Origin of the sequence: Stenotrophomonas acidaminiphila (assembly GCA_002951995.1) — a bacterium.
Lineage (GTDB): Bacteria > Pseudomonadota > Gammaproteobacteria > Xanthomonadales > Xanthomonadaceae > Stenotrophomonas > Stenotrophomonas acidaminiphila_A.
Genome location: CP019797.1, coordinates 2,422,882 through 2,443,762, shown reverse-complemented (window position 1 = coordinate 2,443,762; position 20,881 = coordinate 2,422,882). Strand labels below are relative to the sequence as shown.

The 20,881-nt window shown below is 70.5% G+C and carries 17 protein-coding genes and 1 pseudogene; 9 read left to right on the top strand and 9 right to left on the bottom strand.

Annotated features, from left to right (window positions below; all coding sequences use genetic code 11):
• Positions 1-171: 171 nt before the first annotated feature.
• Complete coding sequence (locus tag B1L07_10930; protein AUZ55514.1) at positions 172-987, top strand: hypothetical protein; 816 nt, start codon at positions 172-174, stop codon at positions 985-987.
• Between the two features lie 360 nt (positions 988-1,347).
• Here B1L07_10930 and B1L07_10925 read toward each other — a convergent pair whose 3' ends face one another.
• The 3 genes from B1L07_10925 to B1L07_10915 form a co-directional block, all read right to left on the bottom strand.
• Positions 1,348-2,601 carry an alkaline phosphatase family protein gene (locus B1L07_10925; protein AUZ55513.1) on the bottom strand — a complete coding sequence of 418 codons (1,254 nt, stop codon included), beginning with the start codon at positions 2,599-2,601 and terminating at the stop codon, positions 1,348-1,350.
• A gap of 62 nt (positions 2,602-2,663) precedes the next feature.
• Positions 2,664-3,173, bottom strand: coding sequence for a cysteine methyltransferase (locus tag B1L07_10920; GenBank protein ID AUZ55512.1), 510 nt, complete (start codon positions 3,171-3,173; stop codon positions 2,664-2,666).
• On the bottom strand, positions 3,170-4,639 hold the full coding sequence (locus B1L07_10915) for a DNA methylase (GenBank protein ID AUZ55511.1): 1,470 nt from the start codon (positions 4,637-4,639) through the stop codon (positions 3,170-3,172). Before B1L07_10915 ends, B1L07_10920 begins: the two co-directional genes overlap by 4 nt.
• A gap of 161 nt (positions 4,640-4,800) precedes the next feature.
• Between B1L07_10915 and B1L07_10910 the strand changes: the two genes are divergently transcribed.
• Together B1L07_10910 and B1L07_10905 are read left to right on the top strand one after the other, a co-directional pair.
• Positions 4,801-5,928 carry a hypothetical protein gene (locus tag B1L07_10910; protein ID AUZ55510.1) on the top strand — a complete coding sequence of 376 codons (1,128 nt, stop codon included), beginning with the start codon at positions 4,801-4,803 and terminating at the stop codon, positions 5,926-5,928.
• A gap of 101 nt (positions 5,929-6,029) precedes the next feature.
• Complete coding sequence (locus B1L07_10905) at positions 6,030-7,211, top strand: hypothetical protein (protein ID AUZ55509.1); 1,182 nt, start codon at positions 6,030-6,032, stop codon at positions 7,209-7,211.
• Between the two features lie 16 nt (positions 7,212-7,227).
• On the opposite strand, the gene B1L07_10900 is transcribed toward B1L07_10905, so the two are convergent.
• Positions 7,228-7,440, bottom strand: coding sequence for an RNA-binding protein (locus tag B1L07_10900; protein AUZ55508.1), 213 nt, complete (start codon positions 7,438-7,440; stop codon positions 7,228-7,230).
• Positions 7,441-7,823: 383 nt separating this feature from the next.
• Here B1L07_10900 and B1L07_10895 point away from each other — a divergent pair, with 383 nt between their 5' ends.
• The 4 genes and pseudogenes from B1L07_10895 to B1L07_10880 all read left to right on the top strand — a co-directional run bounded on the left by B1L07_10895 (position 7,824) and on the right by B1L07_10880 (position 13,412).
• Positions 7,824-9,686 (top strand): ATP-dependent RNA helicase, encoded by a 1,863-nt coding sequence (locus B1L07_10895; protein AUZ55507.1) that lies wholly within the window; start codon positions 7,824-7,826, stop codon positions 9,684-9,686.
• Between the two features lie 202 nt (positions 9,687-9,888).
• A complete protein-coding gene (locus B1L07_10890; protein ID AUZ56557.1) occupies positions 9,889-11,529 on the top strand; it encodes a diguanylate cyclase in 1,641 nt (546 codons plus the stop codon).
• A 7-nt stretch (positions 11,530-11,536) separates the two neighbouring features.
• Positions 11,537-12,259, top strand: coding sequence for a 23S rRNA pseudouridine synthase F (locus B1L07_10885; GenBank protein AUZ55506.1), 723 nt, complete (start codon positions 11,537-11,539; stop codon positions 12,257-12,259).
• Positions 12,260-12,348: 89 nt separating this feature from the next.
• A pseudogene (locus B1L07_10880) lies at positions 12,349-13,412 on the top strand (diguanylate cyclase).
• 9 nt (positions 13,413-13,421) lie between these two features.
• Here the strand turns inward: B1L07_10880 and B1L07_10875 are convergent.
• The 3 genes from B1L07_10875 to B1L07_10865 all read right to left on the bottom strand — a co-directional run bounded on the left by B1L07_10875 (position 13,422) and on the right by B1L07_10865 (position 15,745).
• On the bottom strand, positions 13,422-14,342 hold the full coding sequence (locus tag B1L07_10875; GenBank protein ID AUZ55505.1) for an EamA family transporter: 921 nt from the start codon (positions 14,340-14,342) through the stop codon (positions 13,422-13,424).
• Between the two features lie 46 nt (positions 14,343-14,388).
• Positions 14,389-15,249 (bottom strand): hypothetical protein, encoded by an 861-nt coding sequence (locus B1L07_10870; protein AUZ55504.1) that lies wholly within the window; start codon positions 15,247-15,249, stop codon positions 14,389-14,391.
• A 64-nt stretch (positions 15,250-15,313) separates the two neighbouring features.
• Entirely contained in the window at positions 15,314-15,745 is a 432-nt protein-coding gene (locus tag B1L07_10865; GenBank protein ID AUZ55503.1) for a glyoxalase, read from the bottom strand.
• A 133-nt stretch (positions 15,746-15,878) separates the two neighbouring features.
• On the opposite strand from B1L07_10865, the gene B1L07_10860 reads away from it, so the two are divergent.
• Positions 15,879-17,423 carry a serine hydrolase gene (locus B1L07_10860; GenBank protein AUZ56556.1) on the top strand — a complete coding sequence of 515 codons (1,545 nt, stop codon included), beginning with the start codon at positions 15,879-15,881 and terminating at the stop codon, positions 17,421-17,423.
• A gap of 246 nt (positions 17,424-17,669) precedes the next feature.
• Here B1L07_10860 and B1L07_10855 read toward each other — a convergent pair whose 3' ends face one another.
• Entirely contained in the window at positions 17,670-18,104 is a 435-nt protein-coding gene (locus B1L07_10855) for a hypothetical protein (GenBank protein AUZ55502.1), read from the bottom strand.
• Positions 18,105-18,497: 393 nt separating this feature from the next.
• Between B1L07_10855 and B1L07_10850 the strand changes: the two genes are divergently transcribed.
• Positions 18,498-20,330 carry a multidrug ABC transporter ATP-binding protein gene (locus B1L07_10850; protein AUZ55501.1) on the top strand — a complete coding sequence of 611 codons (1,833 nt, stop codon included), beginning with the start codon at positions 18,498-18,500 and terminating at the stop codon, positions 20,328-20,330.
• Positions 20,331-20,520: 190 nt separating this feature from the next.
• Here the strand turns inward: B1L07_10850 and B1L07_10845 are convergent, their stop codons facing one another.
• On the bottom strand, positions 20,521-20,874 hold the full coding sequence (locus B1L07_10845; protein ID AUZ55500.1) for a hypothetical protein: 354 nt from the start codon (positions 20,872-20,874) through the stop codon (positions 20,521-20,523).
• Between the last annotated feature and the right edge of the window lie 7 nt (positions 20,875-20,881).

The window sequence follows — 20,881 nt, the reverse complement described above, 5'->3', positions numbered from 1 at the left end:
GGCGCTTGGGGAAGGCGCGCCGTCATGGGCGGACAGCCCCCGCGCGAGTGCGGTTGAACCTTCCTTATGGACGAAAACGGCTGCAGAAAGGGGCGTGGTATAAATGCGCCTGCTTCCGGGGGCTGGGTGGGGATGAGAAGAGGGCTGTCCGCGGTAAAAGCGATAAGAGGTATGGCTTGCTTCATGGTCCTCGTGGGGCATGCGGCGGGCTTCAGCCTGAAGGCCCTGACCCCCTTCGTCGGCCCCCTTGCCAAGATCGGCGTATGGCTGTTCTTCGTCCTGAGCGCTTTTCTGCTGACCCTCAAGATCAGCGCTTCCGGAATCAGCCGCAGGTCCATGGTCGAGTACGGGATCGGCCGCTTCGCCAGAATCGTCCCGATGTACTGGCTCGCGGTGTGCATCTACTTCTTTGCCGGTAGCGCCGGCATCGATTCCATGGCCGACCTGTTCGATGCCGCACTGATGCGCAAGGGGTACGCGCACCTCTGGACGATCCCGGTGGAGTTCAAGTTCTACTTCCTCCTGCCGGTCATCGTCCTGGGGGTCGGCTACGCCGGCAGGCTTGGCGTCGCCGGGCAGGTACTGGCGTGCGCCCTGATCGTCCTGGCCTGCCAGGCCCTGTATCCGTTCTGGATGACGCCCGAGAACAGCGTCCAGATGCGATGGTATGTCGCCAGTTTCGTCATTGGCGTGGCCTGTGCCGTTCTTTATGCGCAAAGCGACGAGCAGCCCTCGTTGCGTCGCGTGCAGCTGGTGATTCTGTTGACGGTGGCTTTGCTCATGCTGGCCATGCCTGTTACCAGGAACATCCTGTTTGGAATGCCTTATGGCCCGTGGCTGCGGGACAAGTTCGTGTTCATTTCCCTGATCTGGGGGTATTCCTGTTTTTCTGCGCGGATCGGCTTTCCGGAGCCGGGCTTGGGCGGAGGATTTTCGACCGGATCGGTGAATGCAGTTTCTCGATCTACCTCATCCACTGGCTGGTGATGTCCAGGGTGTCGGCCATGGCGGGTGATTCGGTGTCTGCTTTCCTCGCGTGCATCCTCGCCTCGATCATCGCCGGAATGATCCTCTACTACGCCGTGGAGGCGCCTTTGCAGCGGATCAGGGCCGCCGGCCTGAAGCGCTTTTCCCCGATGCCGGCCGGCTGATTTCCGCGCCAACCTCTGGATTCGGGGGCATGCGAATCCCCGGCTCGCCCACAGGCCTGGCCCGGGCGCTGGCCAGACCCCGGTGCTGCGGCGGACCAGCACCGCCGCGCAGCCACATGCAGGTGGGTGCCACGTGCAGCCGCCGGGCGTGTCTTCCACCCGCGCCCCTCGCTTCTTCGGGGCGCGCTGCACTGGTTTACTCGGGGTGACGCAACGCCGGCAGCAGCGCCTGCGGATCGCCGTCGTTCGGCGCCGGGGTGATGCCGGTCAACCGCGCCAGCAGCGGGTAGACGTCGACGTTGTCGAAGCGGGGCAGCAGTACGCCCTGGCGGAACGCGGGGCCGCGGGCGACGAACACCGCCTGCATCGAGGGCAGCGCCGGGTCGTACCCGTGCGAGCCGCGGTTGCCGGGCGGGCGCCGGGCGATGCTCTTGCGGGTCAGCGCATCCCAGCCTTCGTGCATCTGGCAGACGATCGGCGGAATGCGCGGGTGGGTGCCGTAGTGCCAGCGTGCCGGCAGCTGTTCCTTCTTCCAGCAGTCGTAGTGCGGGTGCGCGCCGAGCAGGGCCTTTTCCGCCTCGCGTTCGCGCCCCGGCTGCGGCGCGAAGCCGATCGACTGGCCGACCGATACCTCGCGCGCGATCTCCGGGGCGACCATGTCCTCGGTGGCGATCACCTGTCCGTCCGCGACATTGGCCATGCCATGGTCGGACACGACGATCACGTTGGTCTGGTCGAGCAGGCCGTCGCGGCGCATGCCGTCCAGCAGCTCGCCGATGGCGGCGTCCACCTGCTGCAGCGCGGCGGCGTACTCGGGCGAGTCCGGACCGTAGGTGTGCCCGGCCTTGTCGACCTGCTCCATGTAGGCCGCGACCAGGCGCGGCTTGTGGCCGTCGGGCGCGCCCTGCAGCCATGACAGCACCAACTGCATGCGTTCGGGCAGCGGCACGCTTTCGTCGTAGGCGTGCCATTGGCTGGCGTGCACGCCCTGGATGGCGGCCTCGCTGCCGGGCCATGACCAGGTCGCGCTTTTGTAGCCAGCCTTCTCGACGCCGACCCAGATCGGCTCGCCACCCCACCAGGCCGGGTTGGTCACCGCCTCGCGGTTGTCCAGGCGGAAATCGCCCAGGTCCTCGGCGCGCATGCTGTTGTGGATGATGCCGTGGTGGTCCGGACGCAGCCCCGTGACCAGGGTGTAGTGGTTGGGGAAGGTCAGCGACGGGTAGGACGGGGACATGCCGACCGCACGCACGCCTTCGCGCGCCAGGCGGGCCAGGTTGGGGCTGTGGCCGCGCTCGACCATGTCCGCGCGCAGGCCGTCGATGGATAGCAGCAGGACGGTGGGCGGCGCCGTGGCGGCAGCGGGAGTAGCGGGGGTGGGGCCGGTCGAGGCGCAGGCGGCGAGCAGGCAGGCGCCGAACAGCGCGAGGGAAGTGCGGAAATGAATCATGCGCCAATGATAGTCCCGCCATGATGACAGCAGGCAGACGCCGGGTGCTTCGTCGTCGCGGTCTAGTCGAACAGGGCGGGCGCGGCGACCGTGTCGGGCAGCGCGCCTTCAAGCCGCAGCAGCGCGGCCTTGGTCGGCAGGCCGCCGCCGAAGCCGGTCAGCGAACCGTCGTTGCCGATCACCCGGTGGCAGGGCAGCACGATCGGCAGTGGGTTGCGGCCATTGGCCGCGCCCACCGCGCGGGTCGCACTGGGGCGGCCGATGCGCTGTGCCAGCTGGCGATAGCTCCAGGTGCCGCCGAACGGGATGTCGGCCAGCGCGTGCCAGACCTGCCGCTGGAACTCGGTGCCGACCGGGGCCAGCACCAGGTCGAAGGTGCGGCGGCGGCCATGCAGGTAGTCCAGCAATTGCCGGCGGGGTTCGGCGACGGCGTCCGGCGCGTGCTGCCACTGGTCGCGGCCCTTGGCATCGTGGCGGTTGTGCGCGAACAGGATGTGGCGCAGGCCGGCCGCGTCGGCGGCGACGGTCAGGGGGCCGATGGGGGTGTTGAAGCGATCATAGAAGAGGGTCATTGCGTCGGTTCCTTGTCGGGTTCGGCGGCCAGGTGCCACAGATGGAGGACCGCATAGGCGCGCCAGGGGCGCCAGGCCTGCGAACGGGCCTCGGTGGCGCGCTCGCTCAGGCGCTGGCCTTCGCCGAGCACCTGCTGCAGCACCAGGTCGCCGGCGGGGAAGGCGTCGGGCATGCCCAGTGCGCGCAGGGCCATGTAGTGGGCCGTCCACGGGCCGATGCCGGGCAGCGCGGTGGCCTGCTGGACGAACTGTTCCAGGGTCTGGGCGCGGCTGAACTGCAGCCGGCCTTCGCTGCAGGCCCGCGCCACCGCCCGCAGCGTGGCCGCACGGGTGCGCGGCAGGCCGATGCTTTCCAGCGGCGCCTCGGCCAATACTTCCGGGGTGGGGAATTGACGGTCCAGGCCGTCGGGCAGGTCCGCCAGCGCCTGTCCGAAGCGTTCGACCAGCCGCCGCGCCAACGTGGTGGCCGCAGCGACGCTCACCTGCTGCCCCAGCACGGCGCGCGCGGCCACTTCGAAGCCGTCCCAGCCGCCGGGGATGCGCAGGCCGGGGCGCCGCGCGATGCCCCGCGCCAGCAGCGGCTCGCGCGCCAGGCAGGCATGCACGGTGGCCAGGTCGGCATCCAGGTCGAACACCCGCCGCACCCTGGCCACGATCGCCGGGATCGCGCGCGCGTCGGTGGTGCCGAGCTGCAGGCGCAGCTCCGGCCGCTTCGGGTCGGCACTGACCCGGATCAGGCTGGCGCGGCCATTGGCGACGATCACCCGCCGGTAGCTGTCGGCGTCGATGCGTTCGATGCCGGGGATCGCGCGCCTGCGCAGGAACTCGAGCATCGTGGGGAAATCCAGCGGCGGACGGTACGCCAGCCGCAGCACCGGCTCGCCGCCGGCCACCGCGCCATGGCGCCTGCGCAGGGCGCTGGGCGGCATGCCACAGCCGGCGAGGAAGGCGTCGTTGAAGCGGCGCAGGCTGTTGAAGCCGGCGGCCAGCGCCACCTCGGTCACCGGCAGGTGGGTTTCGGTGAGCAGTTGCTTGGCCAGCAGCAGGCGCCGGGTCGCGTGCAACTGCGCGGGGGTGGCGCCGAGCCGGGCGACGAACAGCCGCTGCAACTGGCGCGTACTCAGCTCCATGGCCTGCGCCAGCGCGGCGACCGGCTGGTCCTGCAGGATGCCTTCGTCCAGCAGCGCCAGCGCCCGGTGCAGGGTGTGGTCCTGCATGAAATTGGCGTCGTCCGGCGACAGTTCCGGGCGGCAGCGCAGGCAGGGGCGATAGCCGGCCGCCGCGGCCGCCGCGGCGGTGGGGTAATAGCTGACGTTGTCGCGGCGCGGCGGCGGTGCCGGGCACACTGGCCGGCAGTAGATGCCGGTACTGCGCACGGCGGTGAAGAACAGCCCGTCGAAGCGCGCGTCGCGGGCCAGGCGGGCCTGTTCGCATTGGTCGTGGCTGGGCAGCGCGTGAGTGCTCATGGGGCCAGTCTAGGCCCGAAGGCGGGTCCGGACTGGCCATTTCCGGACATCAATGCGCGGCCGGGCCGCGCGGTTCAGGGCGCATTGCGGCGCCGCTGCCGATGCGGACTAGACTGTAGCCCCTGGCGCGCGGCGCCTTGCTCCGGATCCGATCGTTGTCCATGTTGCGCAGATTCTGGTGGTTGCCGTTGCTGGGTGCCGGGTTGCTCGCCTGCACCGGGGGCGACAAGGACAGGCCGGTGGCGGCCGCCGATCCGGCCGCGGCGCTGGCCGCCGATGGCGACCACATGGTGTCGATCAACGCGGCCGACGCACCGCCGCCGCCGCCGCCGGTGAAGCCGGCGCGGGACAAGGCCTGGCCGGAGGTGGTGCTGGAGAACGGCAAGGCCTGGGTCAGCTGCGATACCGACTACACCGGCGAAGCCGGCGATGGCGCCGCGCTGGAGGCGCTGGACCGCAAGACCCTGGACGCGGCGCTGGAGCCGTGCCGCGAACGCGGGCTGCTGCGGGTGCGCTACGCCGGCAAGATCAACCCGTCGTTCGCCGCGATGGTGTCGCGGCTGGCGGTGGTGGCCGACGCCAAGAAGATCGGCAAGCGGGTGCTCGACCTGGACTCCAGCGGCGGCCAGGTGGAAGCGGCGATCGTGGCCGGCGACAGCATCGGCGAATCCGGCTGGACCATCTGGGTGCGCGAGGGCTCCATCTGCCACAGCGCCTGCGTGTTCGTGCTCGCCGCCGGTGACAACCGCCTGATCTCCGGCAAGGTCGGCATCCACCGGATGATGCGCATCAGTTCCACCGCCACCTCGCGCGCCGAACTCAACAAGGAACTGCACGAGGTCTACGACAACGTGAAGGACTACCTGCAGCGCAACGGCGTGGCGGTGGGCGTGGCCGACCTGATGATGACCGTGCCCAACCGCAGCCTGCGCCTGCTCACCAGCGAGGAACTCAAGCAGTACGGCCTGGATGGCACCAACGCGGTGCAGGACGACCTGGAGCGGATCAAGCAGATGCGCAAGTGCGGCGACGACTTCGTGCGCCGCAAGGATGCGTTCCTGATCGCCTTCGACCGCCAGTGCAAGCTCGAGGGCGCAGAGCTGGACGCGGTGACCAGCTGCGGGCAGGCGCTGAAGGAGCATTTCGGCTTCCCCGACGAGGCCTGCCCGGACGAGAGCCCGTTGTCGGAAATCGACACCGCGCTGCTGGAGATGCCGGCCGACGCCGCGCCGCGGCCGCCGCTGACGCCGGCCACGGCAGGCGTGGAGCCGCGCCGCGGCGACCTGTGAACACCCGCGCCGCGGCGACCTGGGCCTGACATGATCCGGATCAAGGCCGCCGCCGGTCGCCGGCCCTAGGCTGTGCCGGACACGGAATGCGGAGGCGGAAGATGCGGGCTGTCGATGTACTGGTGGTGGGCGCGGGCCCGGCAGGGCTGTGTCTGGCACGCGGGCTGGCCGATACCGGGCTGGCGGTGACCCTGGTGGAACTGCAACCGGCCGCGGCGCTGGCCGAGCCGGCCTTCGATGGCCGCGAGATCGCGCTGACCCACGCCTCGCGGCAGATCATGCGCACCCTGGGGCTGTGGGAGCGGATCGATCCGGCGCAGGTCTCGCCGCTGTGCAGCGCCAGGGTCATGAACGGCGCATCGCCATTCGCGCTCGGCTTCGCCGCCGGCAACGAGGACGCCGATCCGCTGGGCTGGCTGGTCCCCAACCACCTGATCCGCCGCGCCGCCTGGGAGGCGGTGCAGGGCCAGGCCGGGCTGGAACTGGTGGACGGCGCCAGGGTGACCGCGATCGAGACCGGCGAGGCCGCCAACACGGTGGTGCTGGACGATGGCCGCCGCCTGTCGGCGCGGCTGGTGGTCGCCGCCGACAGCCGCTTCTCGGCGACCCGGCGGATGATGGGCATCGGCGCGCAGATGCGCGATTTCGGCAAGTCGATGCTGGTATGCCGGCTTGCCCACGAGCTGCCGCACCAGCACACCGCGTGGGAATGGTTCGGCTACGGCCGCACCCTGGCCGTGCTGCCGCTGCCCGGCGACCAGTGCTCGGCGGTGATCACCCTGCCGCCGCAGGGCATCCAGGAACTGATGGCGATGGACGAGGCCGCCTTCGGCGAGGCCGTCACCGGCTTCTTCGAGCAGCGCCTGGGACGGATGCGGCCGGTCGGCACGCGGCATGCCTATCCGCTGGTGGGCGTGTACGCGCACCGCTTCGCCGGGCACCGCTATGCGCTGGCCGGCGATGCCGCGGTGGGCATGCACCCGGTGACCGCGCACGGGTTCAATTTCGGGCTGCAGAGCCAGCAGCGGCTGGTCAGGGAAGTCGCGGCCGCGGCCGCGCGCGGCGCCGACATCGGCGCGGCGGCGGTGCTGGCGCGCTACGAGCGGGGGCACCGGTTGGCGACGCGGCCACTGTACGAGGCGACCAATGCCATTGCCGCGCTGTACAACGACAGCCGCCTGCCGGCACGGCTGCTGCGCGGTGCCGCGCTGCGGGCGGCGCACGGGGTGGCGCCCTTCAGGAAGATGATCGCCGCGCACCTGACCCAGCGCGCCGCGGGCTGAGCGCCCGCAGCCGGCGTCAGCGCACCCGGATCCGCACGTCGCCCAGCTCCACCTGCTGGCCCGCGCGGATCTTGCAGGCCTTGCGCAGTTCGACCGCGCCGTCGACCCGGACCTGGCCCTCGCCGATGATCATCTTGGCTTCGCCGCCGCTGGCCACCAGGTCGGTCAGCTTGAGCAACTGCTTGAGTTCCACGTACTCGCGGTCCAGTTCGAAATCGATGGTCTGCATGGGGAGGCCGGCGGGGAAAGGGGGCGATTATCGCCTGCCGCGGCCGTGAACCGCTGCAACCGCGGTGGCCGCCCCACGGGCCAGCGTCCGGCGGCGGCCGCCGGCGCCACGGTGCCGCCGGTGGCCGCCTTACCGCGCGCCGTGCCGGGGCCGGGATTCGCCCGTGCCTGGCGGGAACCGGCCGCGACGGCCACCTGCCGGGGGCTGCCCGGGAGGGCAGCTGAACGGATGCCATCGGCAGCTTTCGACAGGGGGCCGCGCAAGGCGCACAATACGCCCCATTTTCCTGCCCGCTGCGTTCGCCGCGGTGCCCCCGGAGTCCCCATGTCCCAAGAATCCCCGCGCCGCTGCTGTTCGCAGACCTCGGCCTGTCCGACGCTGTGATGAAGGCGGTGGCCGCCGTCGGCTACGAAACCCCGTCGCCGATCCAGGCCGCCACCATTCCGGCGATGCTGCAAGGCCGCGACGTGCTCGGCCAGGCGCAGACCGGTACCGGCAAGACCGGCGCCTTCGCGCTGCCGGTGCTGTCCAACATCGATCTTTCCGCCACCAAGCCGCAGGTACTGGTGCTGGCCCCGACCCGCGAGCTGGCCATCCAGGTCGCCGAGGCGTTCCAGACCTATTCGGCGTCGATGCCCGGCTTCCGGGTGCTGCCGGTGTACGGCGGCCAGCCCTATGGCCAGCAGCTGTCGGCGCTGCGCCGCGGCGTGCACGTCGTGGTCGGTACCCCCGGTCGCGTCATCGACCACCTGGACCGCGGCACCCTGGACCTGTCCGAGCTGAAGACGCTGGTGCTGGACGAAGCCGACGAAATGCTGCGCATGGGCTTCATCGACGACGTCGAGGCGGTGCTCAAGAAGCTGCCGGAGAGCCGCCAGGTCGCGCTGTTCTCGGCGACCATGCCGTCGCAGATCCGGCGCATCGCGCAGACCTACCTGCGCGAGCCGGTGGAGGTGACCATCGCCTCCAAGACCACCACCTCGGCCAACATCCGCCAGCGCTACTGGTGGGTAAGCGGCATGCACAAGCTCGATGCGCTGACCCGCATCCTGGAAGTGGAGCCGTTCGACGCGATGATCATCTTCGCGCGCACCAAGGCCGGCACCGAGGAGCTTGCCGAGAAGCTGCAGGCGCGCGGCCTGGCCGCCGCCGCCATCAACGGCGACATGCAGCAGGCCCAGCGCGAGCGCACCATCGGCCAGCTGAAGGAAGGCAAGCTCGACGTCCTGGTCGCCACCGACGTGGCCGCGCGCGGCCTGGACGTGGAGCGCATCAGCCACGTGCTGAACTACGACATCCCGTACGACACCGAGAGCTACGTGCACCGCATCGGCCGTACCGGCCGCGCCGGGCGCAGCGGCGAGGCGATCCTGTTCGTCACCCCGCGCGAGAAGGGCATGCTGCGCCAGATCGAGCGCGCCACCCGGCAGCCGATCGAGGAAATGCAGCTGCCAAGCGTGGACGCGGTCAACGACCACCGCGTGGCCAAGTTCATGGAACGCATCAGCCAGACCCTGGCCGACGGCGACACCGATTTCTACCGCGACCTGGTGCAGCGTTACGAGAATGAGCACAACGTGCCGGCGGTGGAGATCGCCGCGGCGCTGGCGCGCCTGCTGCAGGGCGACGCCCCGTTCCTGCTGGCGCCGCCGGTGCGCGAGCGCCGCGAGCCGCCGGCCGGCCGCGGCGAGCGCCCGGCGCGCGATGGCGGTTTCCCGCGCCAGCGCGAGGACCGCGGTGAACGTCCGGCGCGTTTCGAGCCGCGCTTCGAGCGTGCCCCGCAGGCCGATGACGGCGAGCGCGCGGCACGTGCCGAAGGCGCCTTCGAGCCACGCCAGCGGCGCGAAATGCCGCCGCGCGGTGCGCCGGAATTCGGCATGGAGACCTACCGCATCGAGGTCGGCCACATGCACGGCGTGAAGCCGGCCAACATCGTCGGCGCCATCGCCAACGAGGCCGGGCTGGAGAGCCGCTACATCGGCCGCATCGATATCCACGACGACCACTCGGTACTCGACCTGCCGGCGGAAATGCCCGCGGACACCCTGCAGCACCTGCAGAAGGTGTGGGTGTCCGGCCAGCAACTGCGCATGCGCAGGGTGGAGCCGGGCGAGGCGCAGGGCGCCGCGCCGGGGTTCAAGCCGCGCTTCGGCAAGGGCCCCCGGCCTGCCGGGCGTCCCGGTGGCCCGCGCGCCCCGGGCGGTCGCCCGGGCGGCTTCAAACCGCGCGGTCCGCGCGGAGCCTGAGCCACGGCGCACGCGGCCGGCCGCCATGGCGGCGGCTGCGTGCGCGCCACTGCCGGCGGCGATTCCGGCAGCAGGAGCGGCGTGACGGCGGCGCAATGGCCGCATGCGATAATCGCCGACGCATGGGGTGTGCGCAGGGGAAGGGATGGTGATCGCGGGGTGTGGGGCGAGGGCGCGGGCGCGGGTGAGGGTGGGACAGAGGCTGCTGTCGCTGCTGCTGTTGCTGCTGCCGCTGGCCAGCTTCGCGCAGCGCCCGCAACTCGACCATGATTACCTGCTGATCGGCGAACCGACCGCCGAACAAACACCGATCCGCGCCTGCCCGCCCGGCGTGCTGGAGCGGCTGGGCGACAGCATCCTGATTCCGGCGCCGGCCGGCGGCTGGTCCGGCGCGCCGCAGGCCGTGGACGTGTTCAACGTGTTCGCCGGCGAGGTGATGATCTCCCACGGCGACCGGCAGATATGCGGCAACATGCAGGACGCGCGCACCCGCGACTCGCGTTTCCGCGCCGGCATCGGCATGGTCATGGTGCCCAAGGCCGGCGACATGGAGCCGATCCGGGTGGCCTGGGAAAAGCCGCTCAAGGCGCGCTTCATTCCCACGCTGCAGCTCGGCGCGCCCAGCCCGGTGCAGCAGATCGACACCATGCGCCTGCTGGTGCGCACCGCCTGCATCGCCATCGCCATTGCCCTGGCGCTGTCGGCGCTGATGGGCTTCTTCACCACCCGCGACCGCGATTTCCTGGTGTACACGCTGGCCACCGCCCTGCTGGTGGTGTGGCAGTCGGTGCTCAGCGGGCTGAGTGGCTACCCCGAACCCTGGCTGCCGGTGGGCAGCCTGGCCTCGTGGTGGATGGTGTCGGCCTCGGCGTTGAGCATCGGGGTGATGGGCTGGGTGCTGTGGCGGCTGTGCGGCGGACTGCAGACCTGGCCGCGCTCGCGCCCGTGGGTGCGGCGCCTTGCGCTGTTGCTGATGCTGCTGGCGCTGGTCACGCCGCTGTTGCCGTGGGCGGGGCTGGCATGGGTGGCCGCCACCCTGGACCACGCTTTCACCCTGGTCTGCGTGCTGGCGCTGGTGGCCGGTATCGCGTCGCTGCGCCGCGGCGACTACCAGGCGGTGGACGGCATCGCCGCGGTGGCGCCGTTGCTGCTGATGGCCCTGGCCGACATGGCCGGCAGCCGCGAACTGGTGCGGTTCCGGGTCGAGGCGGTGCAGCTGTCGGTGACCTGGTTCCTGATGATGTATGCCTACGGCCTCAACCGCCGGCTCGGCAACCTGCGCCAGCAGCGCGACGAGATGCGCCAGCTGGCCGACACCGATGCGCTGACCGGGCTGCCCAACCGCCGCGCCGGCCTGCGCCAGCTCGAGCGCCACATGCTGCGCGCGCGCAAGGACGGCCTGCCGCTGTCGATCGGCTTCCTCGACATCGACCTGTTCAAGCAGATCAACGACCGCTTCGGCCACGAGGTCGGCGATGCGGTGCTGGTGTCGGTGGCCAATGCGCTGCTCGCCGCGGTGCGTGACCGCGACGACGTCATCCGCATGGGCGGCGAGGAGTTCCTGGTGCTGTTGCCGGGTACCCGCGCCGAGGTGGCGCTGCCGCGGCTGGAGCAGTTGCGCGAGAAGATCGCGCGGCAGGCGGCCGACCTGCGCCACGACGGCCTCGTGGTCACGGTCAGCATCGGCCTGGCGGAAATGCTCGCGCAGGGCGACGACCTGACCGCGCTGCTGCGGCGTGCCGACAATGCCATGTACCAGGCCAAGCGCGGCGGCCGCGACCGCGTGGTCGCCGCCGGCGACGATACCGCCGCGCTGTCCGCCGCCCCGGGCGATGGCGGATAATGGGTCGATGACGACCCGACTCAACAAGCACATCGCCGAATCCGGCTTCTGTTCCCGCCGCGAGGCCGACCGCCTGATCGGCGCCCGCCGCGTGACCGTCAACGGCACGGTGGCCGGCACCGGCGCGGTGGTTGGCGAGGGCGACGAGGTACGCGTCGATGGGCAGCCGCTGCGCGCGCGCGCGGTGCAGAAGAGCACCGGCCGCAGGCACGTGTACATCGCGCTGAACAAGCCGGTGGGCATCACCTGCACCACCGAGAGCGCGGTCAAGGGCAACATCGTCGACTTCGTCGGCCATGAGCAGCGCATCTTCCCGATCGGGCGCCTGGACAAGGATTCGGAAGGCCTGATCCTGATGACCAGCAACGGCGACATCGTCAACCAGATCCTGCGCGCCGAGAACGGCCACCAGAAGGAGTACTTGGTGGCGGTGAACAAGCCGGTCACCGAGGAGTTCCTGCGCGGCATGGCGCGCGGCGTGCGCATCCACGACCAGATGACGCTGCCGTGCCGCGCCACCCGCATCGCCAAGTTCGGCTTCCGCATCGTGCTGCAGCAGGGGCTGAACCGCCAGATCCGGCTGATGGCCGCCGCCTTCGGCTACCGCGTCACCCAGTTGCGCCGGGTGCGCATCGACAACATCAAGATCGGCGCGCTCAAGCCCGGCCAGTGGCGCAACCTCACCGAGCAGGAACTGCGCGGGCTGCTGCCGCAGCAGCGGGAGTGGTGAAGTGTGACCGGTTCGCCGCGCTGACTGCGGCGGGGTGAGGCTAGACTCGCCCTGTTTCCGCTACGCGCAAGGCACAGGCCCGGACCTGGATGATCAAGCCCGCCCTTCCCACCAACGAAGCCGAACGGCTTGCCGCACTGCAGCGTTACCGCATCCTCGATACCCGCGCGAACAGGCGTTCGATGACCTGGTGACCATCGCCCGCGCGATCTGCGGCACGTCGATGGGCGCGGTGTCGCTGATCGACGACGAGCGCCAGTGGTTCAAGTCGCTGCAGGGAATGGACGGCGAGCAGACCCCGCGTGAGGAGGCGTTCTGCGCCCATGCCATCCTGCGGCCGGCCGACCTGACCGTGGTCGAGGACGCGCTGCAGGACGCGCGTTTCCGTGGCAATCCCTCGGTCACCGACGACCCGTTCATCCGCTTTTACGCCGGCGCGCCGTTGTTGAGCAGCGATGGCTTCGCGCTGGGCACGCTGTGCGTGTTCGATACGAACCCCGGGCAGCTTGCCGACACCCAGAAGCAGGCACTGCAGGCGTTGTCGCGGCAGGTGTCGCGGCTGCTGGAAATGCGCCGCCTGCGCCGCCGCATCGACCACCACCAGAGCGAGCACGACTGGTACGAGGCGCGCCTGGCCCAGTATTACGTGCAGTTGGAACAGCAGAACCTGGAACTGTCCGAGCAGACCCGCACCGATCCGCTGACCGGGCTGCCGAACCGGCGCGCGTTGTCCTCGGCACTGGCGGAGGCGATCGCGCGGGATGCCGGCGTGCCGCCGGCCGTGGCCATCGTCGATATCGACCACTTCAAGCAGGTCAACGACATCCACGGCCACACCGAGGGCGACCGGGTGCTGGTCGAGCTGGCCGGCGTGCTGCGGGCGCAGTTCGCCGGGCGCGGCATGGCAGCCCGCTATGGCGGCGAGGAATTCGTGATCCTGATGCCGCGCACGCCGCTGGCCCAGGCCGAACTGCAGTGCCAGTACCTGCGCCAGGCGGTGGCGCACCTGCCACTGGGTTTGCCGGTCACCATCAGTATCGGACTGGCGGCGCAGCGCGCCGGCGAATCAGCCCAGGAAACGCTGCGCCGTGCCGATGCGGCGCTCTACCAGGCCAAGGCGCAGGGCCGCGACCGGGTGGTGGTCGCGGGATGAGGGCGGCTGTCACGGCTGCGCGCCGGCCGCGGGGGCGGGCCGCGCGCGGTTGAGCAGCGGGTGCAGGAACACCGCGCCGATGATGATGGCCACGCCCAGGTAGAACAGCGGCGTGAGTTCGCGCTGTTCGCCCAGGAACAGCATCGCCAGCACGATCGCGTAGACCGGCTCCAGGTTGGTCACCAGCTGCACGGTGTAGGCGCTGAGGTGGCGCAGGGCCACCAGCGCCAGCGCGAACGGCAGCAGTGTGCACAGGCCCGCCAGCACCAGCAGCAGGATGCCGTCGTGCAGGCCGGGGATCACCCACAGGTCACTGGCCAGGGCGGGCAGCAGCAGTGGCAGGGCCGGTGCCAGCAGGGTCAGGGTGAGGGTGCCGGCGCCCAGCTCCAGCGCGGTGACGGTCAATGGGTCGGCATGGCTGACCAGGCGCTTGTTGAACGAGCCGAACACCGCCACCAGCAGCGCCGACAAGGCGCCCACCGCCACCCCGAGGCGCATGCCATGGGGCACGCCACCCACCACCAGCGCCACGCCCGGCAGTACCGCCAGGCCGAAGGCCAGCTCGCGCGGCTGGAACGGCCGCCGGGCGATCCATGGTTCGACGATGGCGGTGAACACCGGCGCCAGCGCGATGCAGGTGGCCGCCACCGAGGCGTTGGCCAGCTTCACCGCGCCATAGAAGGTGAGCCAGTGCAACGCCACCAATGCGCCGACGCCGCAGTAGCCCAGCGCCAGCCGCGGCGTCAGCGCCGACAGGCCGCGCCACACCCGTGGCAGCAGCGCCAGCATCGCCACCACCAGCAGCATGCGCCACCACACCAGCGGCAGCGCGGGCAGGGTGATGAGCTTGCCGAGGATGGCGGTCACGCCCCACAGCAGTACGCAGAAGTGGATCTGCAGCAGGGCCTTGCGTGTATCGGGACTGGACATCCGCGGATTGTCGCCGATGTGCGTTGCCGGCGCTGCAGTGGATGCTTCAGTTTCCGCCCAGCAGGTGCAGCAGTTGGCGTGCCGCGGCCGGATTGCGGTGCTTGGCCGCGCCGATGAAATAGACGAACACCTCGCGTGGCGCGGAAGCGGCAACGACCGGGCTGGCGTGCGGCAGCTCGTGCGGGTCGCGGCCCTGCCGCCAGTCGCCGATGCGCGCGGCCCAGCGCGCCAGTTCCGCCAGCGGGTAACCGCTGGCGCATTCGTCGCGGCTGCGCATCAGCCGCGCGTAGACGAAGTCGGCGCACAGGTCGGCGGCGTTGGGGTGGTCCGGCGAATCGGTGAACACCAGTGCCATCCCGCGCTGCCGCGCCAGCGCCACCAGCGCGGCATCGAGCACCGCCGGATCGCGGATCTCCAGCGCATGCCGTTGTGGCCGGCCCGCCACCTGTGGTGGCAGCAGTTCGAGGAAGGCGGCAAGGTCGTCGCGGTCCAGCGTGCGCCCGGCCTCGAACTGCCAGACCAGCGGCCCCAGCCGGTCGCCCAGTGTGGCGATGCCGGCGATGAAGTCCTCCACCTGCGCGCCGGTGCCGGCCAGCCGCCGCGCGCCGGTGATGCGCTTGGGCGCCTTGGCCGAGAACACGAAGCCGTCCGGGGTGGCGTCGCGCCAGCCGGCGTAGATGGCCGGCTTCTGCGTGCCGTAATAGGTGCTGTTGATCTCGATGGCGGTCAGCTGGCGGCTGGCGTACTCCAGCTCGCGCCGCTGCACCAGCCCGGGCGGGTAGAACATGCCGCCGCGCCAGGGCGCGTAGGTCCAGCCGCCGATGCCGACGTGCACGCCCGGCATGGCGGCGGCCGCCCCGGGCGCGCGGGCGAACAGGTCGGCGGTGGCGGCGGGGCGGGGCGTCATCGCGGCGATTCTACCGGCACGCCGCGCCTGCATCGCGGCGCCGCGCGGCCACGCGGTCGCCGGCCTAGGTTGCCTGCGCCTTCCACGGGTCGTAGCTGCCGAACCACCACAGGTGGCCTTCCGGGTCGCGGCACGCATAGCCGCGGCCGCCATAGTCCTGGTCGGCGATGTCGATGACGATCTCCGCGCCGGCCGCGGTCGCGCGCGCGTAATGGGCGTCGGCGTCGCTGACCACCACGCAGGTGCTCTGGGTCTGCATGCCGCCCACCTCGTCGGGTTGGATCATGTGGCTGCCCCAGGCGCCGGGCTGTACCGAACCCAGCATCACCATGCCGTTGCCGAACACCAGCTGCGCATGGTGGACGGTGGCTCCGTCCTGGTAGACGGCGTGGCGCTGGAAGCCGAAGGCGCGGCACAGCCAGTCGATCGCCGCCGGTGCATCGCGGTAGCGCAGGCACGGGACGAGGGTGGTGGTGGTCGCGGCGGCGAGATCCATGGCGGGGCTCCGATGGCGTGGAAGGCGAGGGTGGCGGTGGCCGCGTTACCATCGCGAGAAGGCCGGCCTGCCGGCATCGATCCCGAGGGAGAACGCATTGAACAAGTGGCTGGGGAGCGGGCTGGTGCTCGCGATGGGCATGGCGGCACAGGTGGCGGACGCACAGGAGGCGGCGATGCCGGCGGAACTGCAGCAGCTCGATGCCACGGTCGAGCGGGTGCGTCAGCAGTTCGACGTGCCGGGCGTGGCGGTGGCGGTGGTCAAGGACGGCAAGGTGGTGCTGGAGCGCGGCTGGGGCCTGCGCGAGATCGGCAAGCCCGAACCGGTACAGGCCGATACCCTGTTCGCGATCGCCTCCAACACCAAGGCCTTCACCGCCACCGCGCTGAACCTGCTGGCCGAGGAAGGCAAGCTGAAGATGAGCGACCGGGTGGTCGACCACCTGCCCGGTTTCCGCATGTCCGACCCGTACGTGACCGGCGAGATGCGCATCCGCGACCTGCTCTCGCACCGCAGCGGTTTGAGCCTGGGGGCCGGCGACCTGCTGTTCTGGCCGACCACCACCTACAGCAACGCCGAGGTGGTGGCGCGGCTGGCGCACGTGCCGCTGAAGAATGGCTTCCGCGACCGCTACGCCTACGACAACATCCTCTACGCGGTGGCGCAGCAGGTGATCGAGACGGTATCCGGCCAGTCCTTCGCCGATTTCCTGCAGCAGCGCATCTTCGACAAGGTCGGCATGGCGGGTACCCGCTACAACGCCGACCACCTGAAGCCCGGCGACAAGGCCGCCGTCGGCCACGCCAAGTTCGACTTCAGGGACCTGCGCCCGGTGGCACCGCTGACCTGGTCCAACAACGCCGGCGCCGGCGGCCTCTATTCCAGCGTGCATGACCTGGCGTTGTGGATGAACGTGCAGCTGGCCGGCGGCAGGCTGGCCGATGGCACACCGCTGTTTTCGGAAAAGACCCAGCAGCAGATGTGGCAGATGCAGATCCCGCAGGTGGTGCCCGCGCCATCGGTGCCGGAACTGGCGCCGGCCAGGCCCAACTTCGCCGGCTACGGCGAAGGCTGGAGCCTGAGTGACTACCGCGGGCAGAAGCTGGTCTGGCATACCGGCGGCTGGCCGGGGCAGGTGTCGCGGCTGACCCTGGTGCCCGAGCAGAAGCTGGGCGTGGTGGTGCTCACCAACCAGGAATCCGGCGCGGCATTCAATGCCATCACCATGAGCGTGCTCGACGCGATGCTGGGCGCGCCCGCGCACGACTGGGTGGCCGCCTACGCCGCGGGCGTGGCCAAGGCGCAGGACAATGCCGACGCAGGCTGGCAGAAGCACCTCGCCGCGCGCGATGCGAAGAGCCGGCCATCGCTGCCGCTGCCGCGCTATGCGGGCACCTATCGCGATGCGTGGTACGGGGACGTGCACGTCGAGCAGAAGGGCGGTGCCCTGCGCCTGCGCTTCGGCGCCACCGCCGAGCTGGTCGGCACGATGGAGCACTGGCAGCACGACACTTTCATCGTGCGCTGGGACAACCGCTCGCTCAACGCCGACGCCTTCGTCAACTTCAGTCTCGACCCGGACGGCAAGGTACGCGACGTGCGCATGCAGGCGGTCTCCTCGCTCACCGACTTCAGTTTCGACTTCCAGGACCTGCTGCTGGTGCCGACGACGCCGTGATGGTCGGTGCCGGAGCGGCGCCTGCACCGTGGCATGCCGATGCGCGGCAGGGCGTGCGGGCCTGCCGCTCCCGCGTCCGCTCGTGTGTACGCATGCCGCGGTGGGGCCGTGTTCGTGTGGCCTGCCGGTGATGGAGGCCGTGCGCCGTGGCCGGCGCCGGGGCGGTCGTGGACCGGCCCGGCGTCAGCCTGATGGCAGGCCGGGTTGCCCGGTTTCCGTCGGCGGTCGCGTTCTTCCTGCGCGCGCCTAACCGCCGCGGGTGCTGCGGTAGACCGCCACGACCTGCGACGTGGTGGGATTGGACATGCCCATGCCATTGATGAAGACCGCGGGCGCGCCCTGCTGGAACACCTCGACGGTGCGGTCCACGGCAGCGCGCTGTTCCGGGCTGGGGTTTTCGATGTTGAAGGAAAAGGAACTGCCGTGCTTCACCGGGATGCCGATGTCGGTCAGCTCGCGGATGAGGGCTTCGGCCCGCTGTGCCTGCTCGGACGGGCAGTTGGGCGGCGCCAGCACCAGCACCGTGTCACGCGGTGTGCCTGTCGGCATTTCCACCGCGACGAAGCCGTCGATGCCTGCCGTTGCCGTTGCCGGCGCGACGCCGCCAGGCGCGCGCTGGCTCCACCAGTTGTAGCCGCCCGCCAGCCCGGCCGCGATGAGAAGCAGTGTCCACCAACGCATTGCCGTCTCCTTTCCATGAGTGTCGATTCAACTGCCGTGTCCGCGGGCGCCGGTGCGGCGTCGCGCATCGGCGCCGATTATCGATTCATTGCGGTCCCGGCTTCCAGCCGGCAGGGTGGAAAGCGCCATGCCATCGCCATCGGGATGCGTACTGGCTGCGAACGTGCCGTCCACCAGCCATGCAGTGCCGCAGGGCAGCGGTTCCCCGCGGTGCTGCATGCGGAACCGGTGGACGGGCCGGTTGCCCCTGCGTCCCGGCCCATTGGCGTCTGGTTGCCGCCCGCGCGGGCCAGGCATCGTCAAGGCCTGGCGGGGCACCGGCGCCCGCCCAGCCCCCTGCGCCGCGGGGATACGCGACAATGACAGGCCCCGTCCGTCCGCTGGCCCGTCTCCATGTTCCGTTGGTTCGAATCCCGCCTCGATCCGTTCCCGTCCGATCCGCCGGCGCAGCCGCCGCGCGGGCTCTATGCGTTCTGCCGGCACTACACGCGCGGCGCGGAAAAGTGGCTGGTGCTGATGGCGCTGACCACGGCCGGCATCGCCGTGGCCGAGCTGGCGCTGTATGCCTATGTCGGCGCGCTGGTGGACCGACTCGGCGCCAGCACCCCGGCCACCTTCCTCGACGCCGAAGGCCGGCGCCTGCTGTGGATGGGGCTGCTGGTGGTGGTGGCGCTGCCGCTGCTGGTGCTGCTCAACTCGCTGGTGCAGCACCAGACCCTGCTCGGCAACTTCCCCATGCGCATCCGCTGGAGCGTGCATCGTTACCTGCTGCGGCAGTCGATGGGCTACTTCCAGGATGAATTCGCCGGGCGCATCGCCACCAAGCTGATGCAGACCTCGCTGGCGGTGCGCGAGACGGTGGTCAAGCTGTTCGACATCGGCAACTACGTGCTGGTGTTCTTCATCGGCACACTGGCGGTGGCCGGCGCCGCCGACTGGCGGATGATGCTGCCGTTCGTGGCCTGGCTGGTCGGCTATGCGCTGCTGATGTGGCATTTCGTGCCGCGCATGGAGCGTATTTCGCGCGAGCAGGCCGACGCGCGCTCGGAAATGACCGGGCGCATCGTGGACAGTTACACCAACATCGCCACGGTCAAACTGTTCTCGCATTCGCGGCGCGAGCAGGCCTACGCGCGCGAGGCGATGGGCGGCTTCCTGGACAAGGTGCACCCGCAGATGCGGCTGGCCACGCGCGTCTACTCGCTGCTGTACGCGTTGAACATGCTGCTGCTGTTCTCCGCGGTGGCGCTGGGCCTGTGGCTGTGGCACGGCGGCGCGGTGAGCGCCGGTTCTGTGGCGGTGGCGGTGGCGCTGGTGCTGCGCATGCTGGGCATGTCGCAGTGGATCATGTGGGAACTGTCGGCGCTGTTCGAGAACATCGGCACCGTGCACGACGGCATCAATTCGATCTCGCTGCCGCCCACCGTGGACGACGCGCCCGGTGCCCCGGCGCTGAGCGCGGTCGGCGGCGACATCCGTTTCGAGGGCGTGTCGTTCCACTACGGCAAGCACCACGGGGTGATCGAGGGGCTGGACCTGCACGTGCGCGCCGGCGAGAAGATCGGCCTGGTCGGGCGCTCCGGCGCGGGCAAGTCCACCCTGGTCAACCTGCTGCTGCGGTTCCACGACGTCGAGCGTGGCCGCATCCTCATCGATGGCGTGGACATCGCCACGGTGCAGCAGGACTCGCTGCGCGCGCAGGTGGGCGTGGTCACCCAGGACACCTCGCTGCTGCACCGCTCCATCCGCGAGAACCTGCTGTACGGCCGCCCCGACGCCAGCGAAGAACAGCTGCGCGCGGCCGTGGCCAAGGCACGTGCCGCCGACTTCATCGCCGAGCTGCGCGACAGCGAGGGCCGCAGCGGCTACGACGCGCATGTCGGCGAGCGCGGGGTGAAGCTTTCCGGTGGCCAGCGCCAGCGCATCGCCATTGCCCGCGTGCTGCTCAAGGACGCACCGATCCTGGTGCTGGACGAGGCGACCTCGGCGCTGGATTCGGAGGTGGAAGCGGCGATCCAGGAAAGCCTGGACGAACTGATGGGCGGCAAGACGGTGATCGCCATCGCCCACCGCCTGTCGACCATCGCGCGCATGGACCGGCTGGTGGTGATGGACCACGGCCGCATCGTCGAGACCGGTACCCATGCCGGGCTGATCGCCGCCAACGGCCTGTACGCGCGGCTGTGGGCGCGCCAGACCGGCGGCTTCGTCGCCGCCGAGGCGTAAGCGCGCCGGCACGGCGGACTGCGGCCGCCGCGTCGCCGCCGGCCGGCGCGCGGTCCAGCGCGCGCGCCGCTACGGCGTCGCGTCTGCCGGCGTGGGCCGCCGGCAGACGATGCCGCGCATCAGCCAGGGCACCGCGGGAGGGCACCACCGCCCGCGCGGGGCGTGGCGGTGTCGTCGCCGCGCGGGCGGCTCAGCACTTGCCGGCGGCCTTCAGCAGCGCATTGCACGCGCCGTCGGTCGCGGGCTTGCCGCTCATGCCGCCCTTGCCGAGCTCGGAGCAGATCGCATCGGATGCCGCGCGCCCGGTCACGGATATGCCGCCAGTGACGTAGCACGAGAACTGTTTTCCGCTGTCGGTCCTGACCAGATAACTCGCCTTGACCCCGTCGTTGCTGCGATCGGTGATGGTGAACGTGCCCTTGGCCAGCCCGAGCGACTGGGCGGTGTTGCGCTCGATGGCATCGTCGGTGACCGAGAACGAGGCGCAGGCCGATGTCAGCGCAACGAGGATGGCCGCCGTGGCCAGCGCGATCGGTTTGTTCATCGTGGAG

What these genes read in the sequence shown, in the direction of transcription:
- B1L07_10850 (AUZ55501.1), top strand. Translation starts at nt 18,498, where the DNA reads ATGTTCCGTTGGTTCGAATCCCGCCTCGATCCGTTCCCGTCCGATCCG.
- B1L07_10860 (AUZ56556.1), top strand. Translation starts at nt 15,879, where the DNA reads ATGGGCATGGCGGCACAGGTGGCGGACGCACAGGAGGCGGCGATGCCG.
- B1L07_10900 (AUZ55508.1), bottom strand. Translation starts at nt 7,440, where the DNA reads ATGCAGACCATCGATTTCGAACTGGACCGCGAGTACGTGGAACTCAAG.
- B1L07_10875 (AUZ55505.1), bottom strand. Translation starts at nt 14,342, where the DNA reads ATGTCCAGTCCCGATACACGCAAGGCCCTGCTGCAGATCCACTTCTGC.
- B1L07_10870 (AUZ55504.1), bottom strand. Translation starts at nt 15,249, where the DNA reads ATGACGCCCCGCCCCGCCGCCACCGCCGACCTGTTCGCCCGCGCGCCC.
- B1L07_10920 (AUZ55512.1), bottom strand. Translation starts at nt 3,173, where the DNA reads ATGACCCTCTTCTATGATCGCTTCAACACCCCCATCGGCCCCCTGACC.
- B1L07_10895 (AUZ55507.1), top strand. Translation starts at nt 7,824, where the DNA reads ATGAAGGCGGTGGCCGCCGTCGGCTACGAAACCCCGTCGCCGATCCAG.
- B1L07_10905 (AUZ55509.1), top strand. Translation starts at nt 6,030, where the DNA reads ATGCGGGCTGTCGATGTACTGGTGGTGGGCGCGGGCCCGGCAGGGCTG.
- B1L07_10855 (AUZ55502.1), bottom strand. Translation starts at nt 18,104, where the DNA reads ATGCGTTGGTGGACACTGCTTCTCATCGCGGCCGGGCTGGCGGGCGGC.
- B1L07_10865 (AUZ55503.1), bottom strand. Translation starts at nt 15,745, where the DNA reads ATGGATCTCGCCGCCGCGACCACCACCACCCTCGTCCCGTGCCTGCGC.
- B1L07_10845 (AUZ55500.1), bottom strand. Translation starts at nt 20,874, where the DNA reads ATGAACAAACCGATCGCGCTGGCCACGGCGGCCATCCTCGTTGCGCTG.
- B1L07_10915 (AUZ55511.1), bottom strand. Translation starts at nt 4,639, where the DNA reads ATGAGCACTCACGCGCTGCCCAGCCACGACCAATGCGAACAGGCCCGC.
- B1L07_10925 (AUZ55513.1), bottom strand. Translation starts at nt 2,601, where the DNA reads ATGATTCATTTCCGCACTTCCCTCGCGCTGTTCGGCGCCTGCCTGCTC.
- B1L07_10910 (AUZ55510.1), top strand. Translation starts at nt 4,801, where the DNA reads ATGTTGCGCAGATTCTGGTGGTTGCCGTTGCTGGGTGCCGGGTTGCTC.
- B1L07_10930 (AUZ55514.1), top strand. Translation starts at nt 172, where the DNA reads ATGGCTTGCTTCATGGTCCTCGTGGGGCATGCGGCGGGCTTCAGCCTG.
- B1L07_10885 (AUZ55506.1), top strand. Translation starts at nt 11,537, where the DNA reads ATGACGACCCGACTCAACAAGCACATCGCCGAATCCGGCTTCTGTTCC.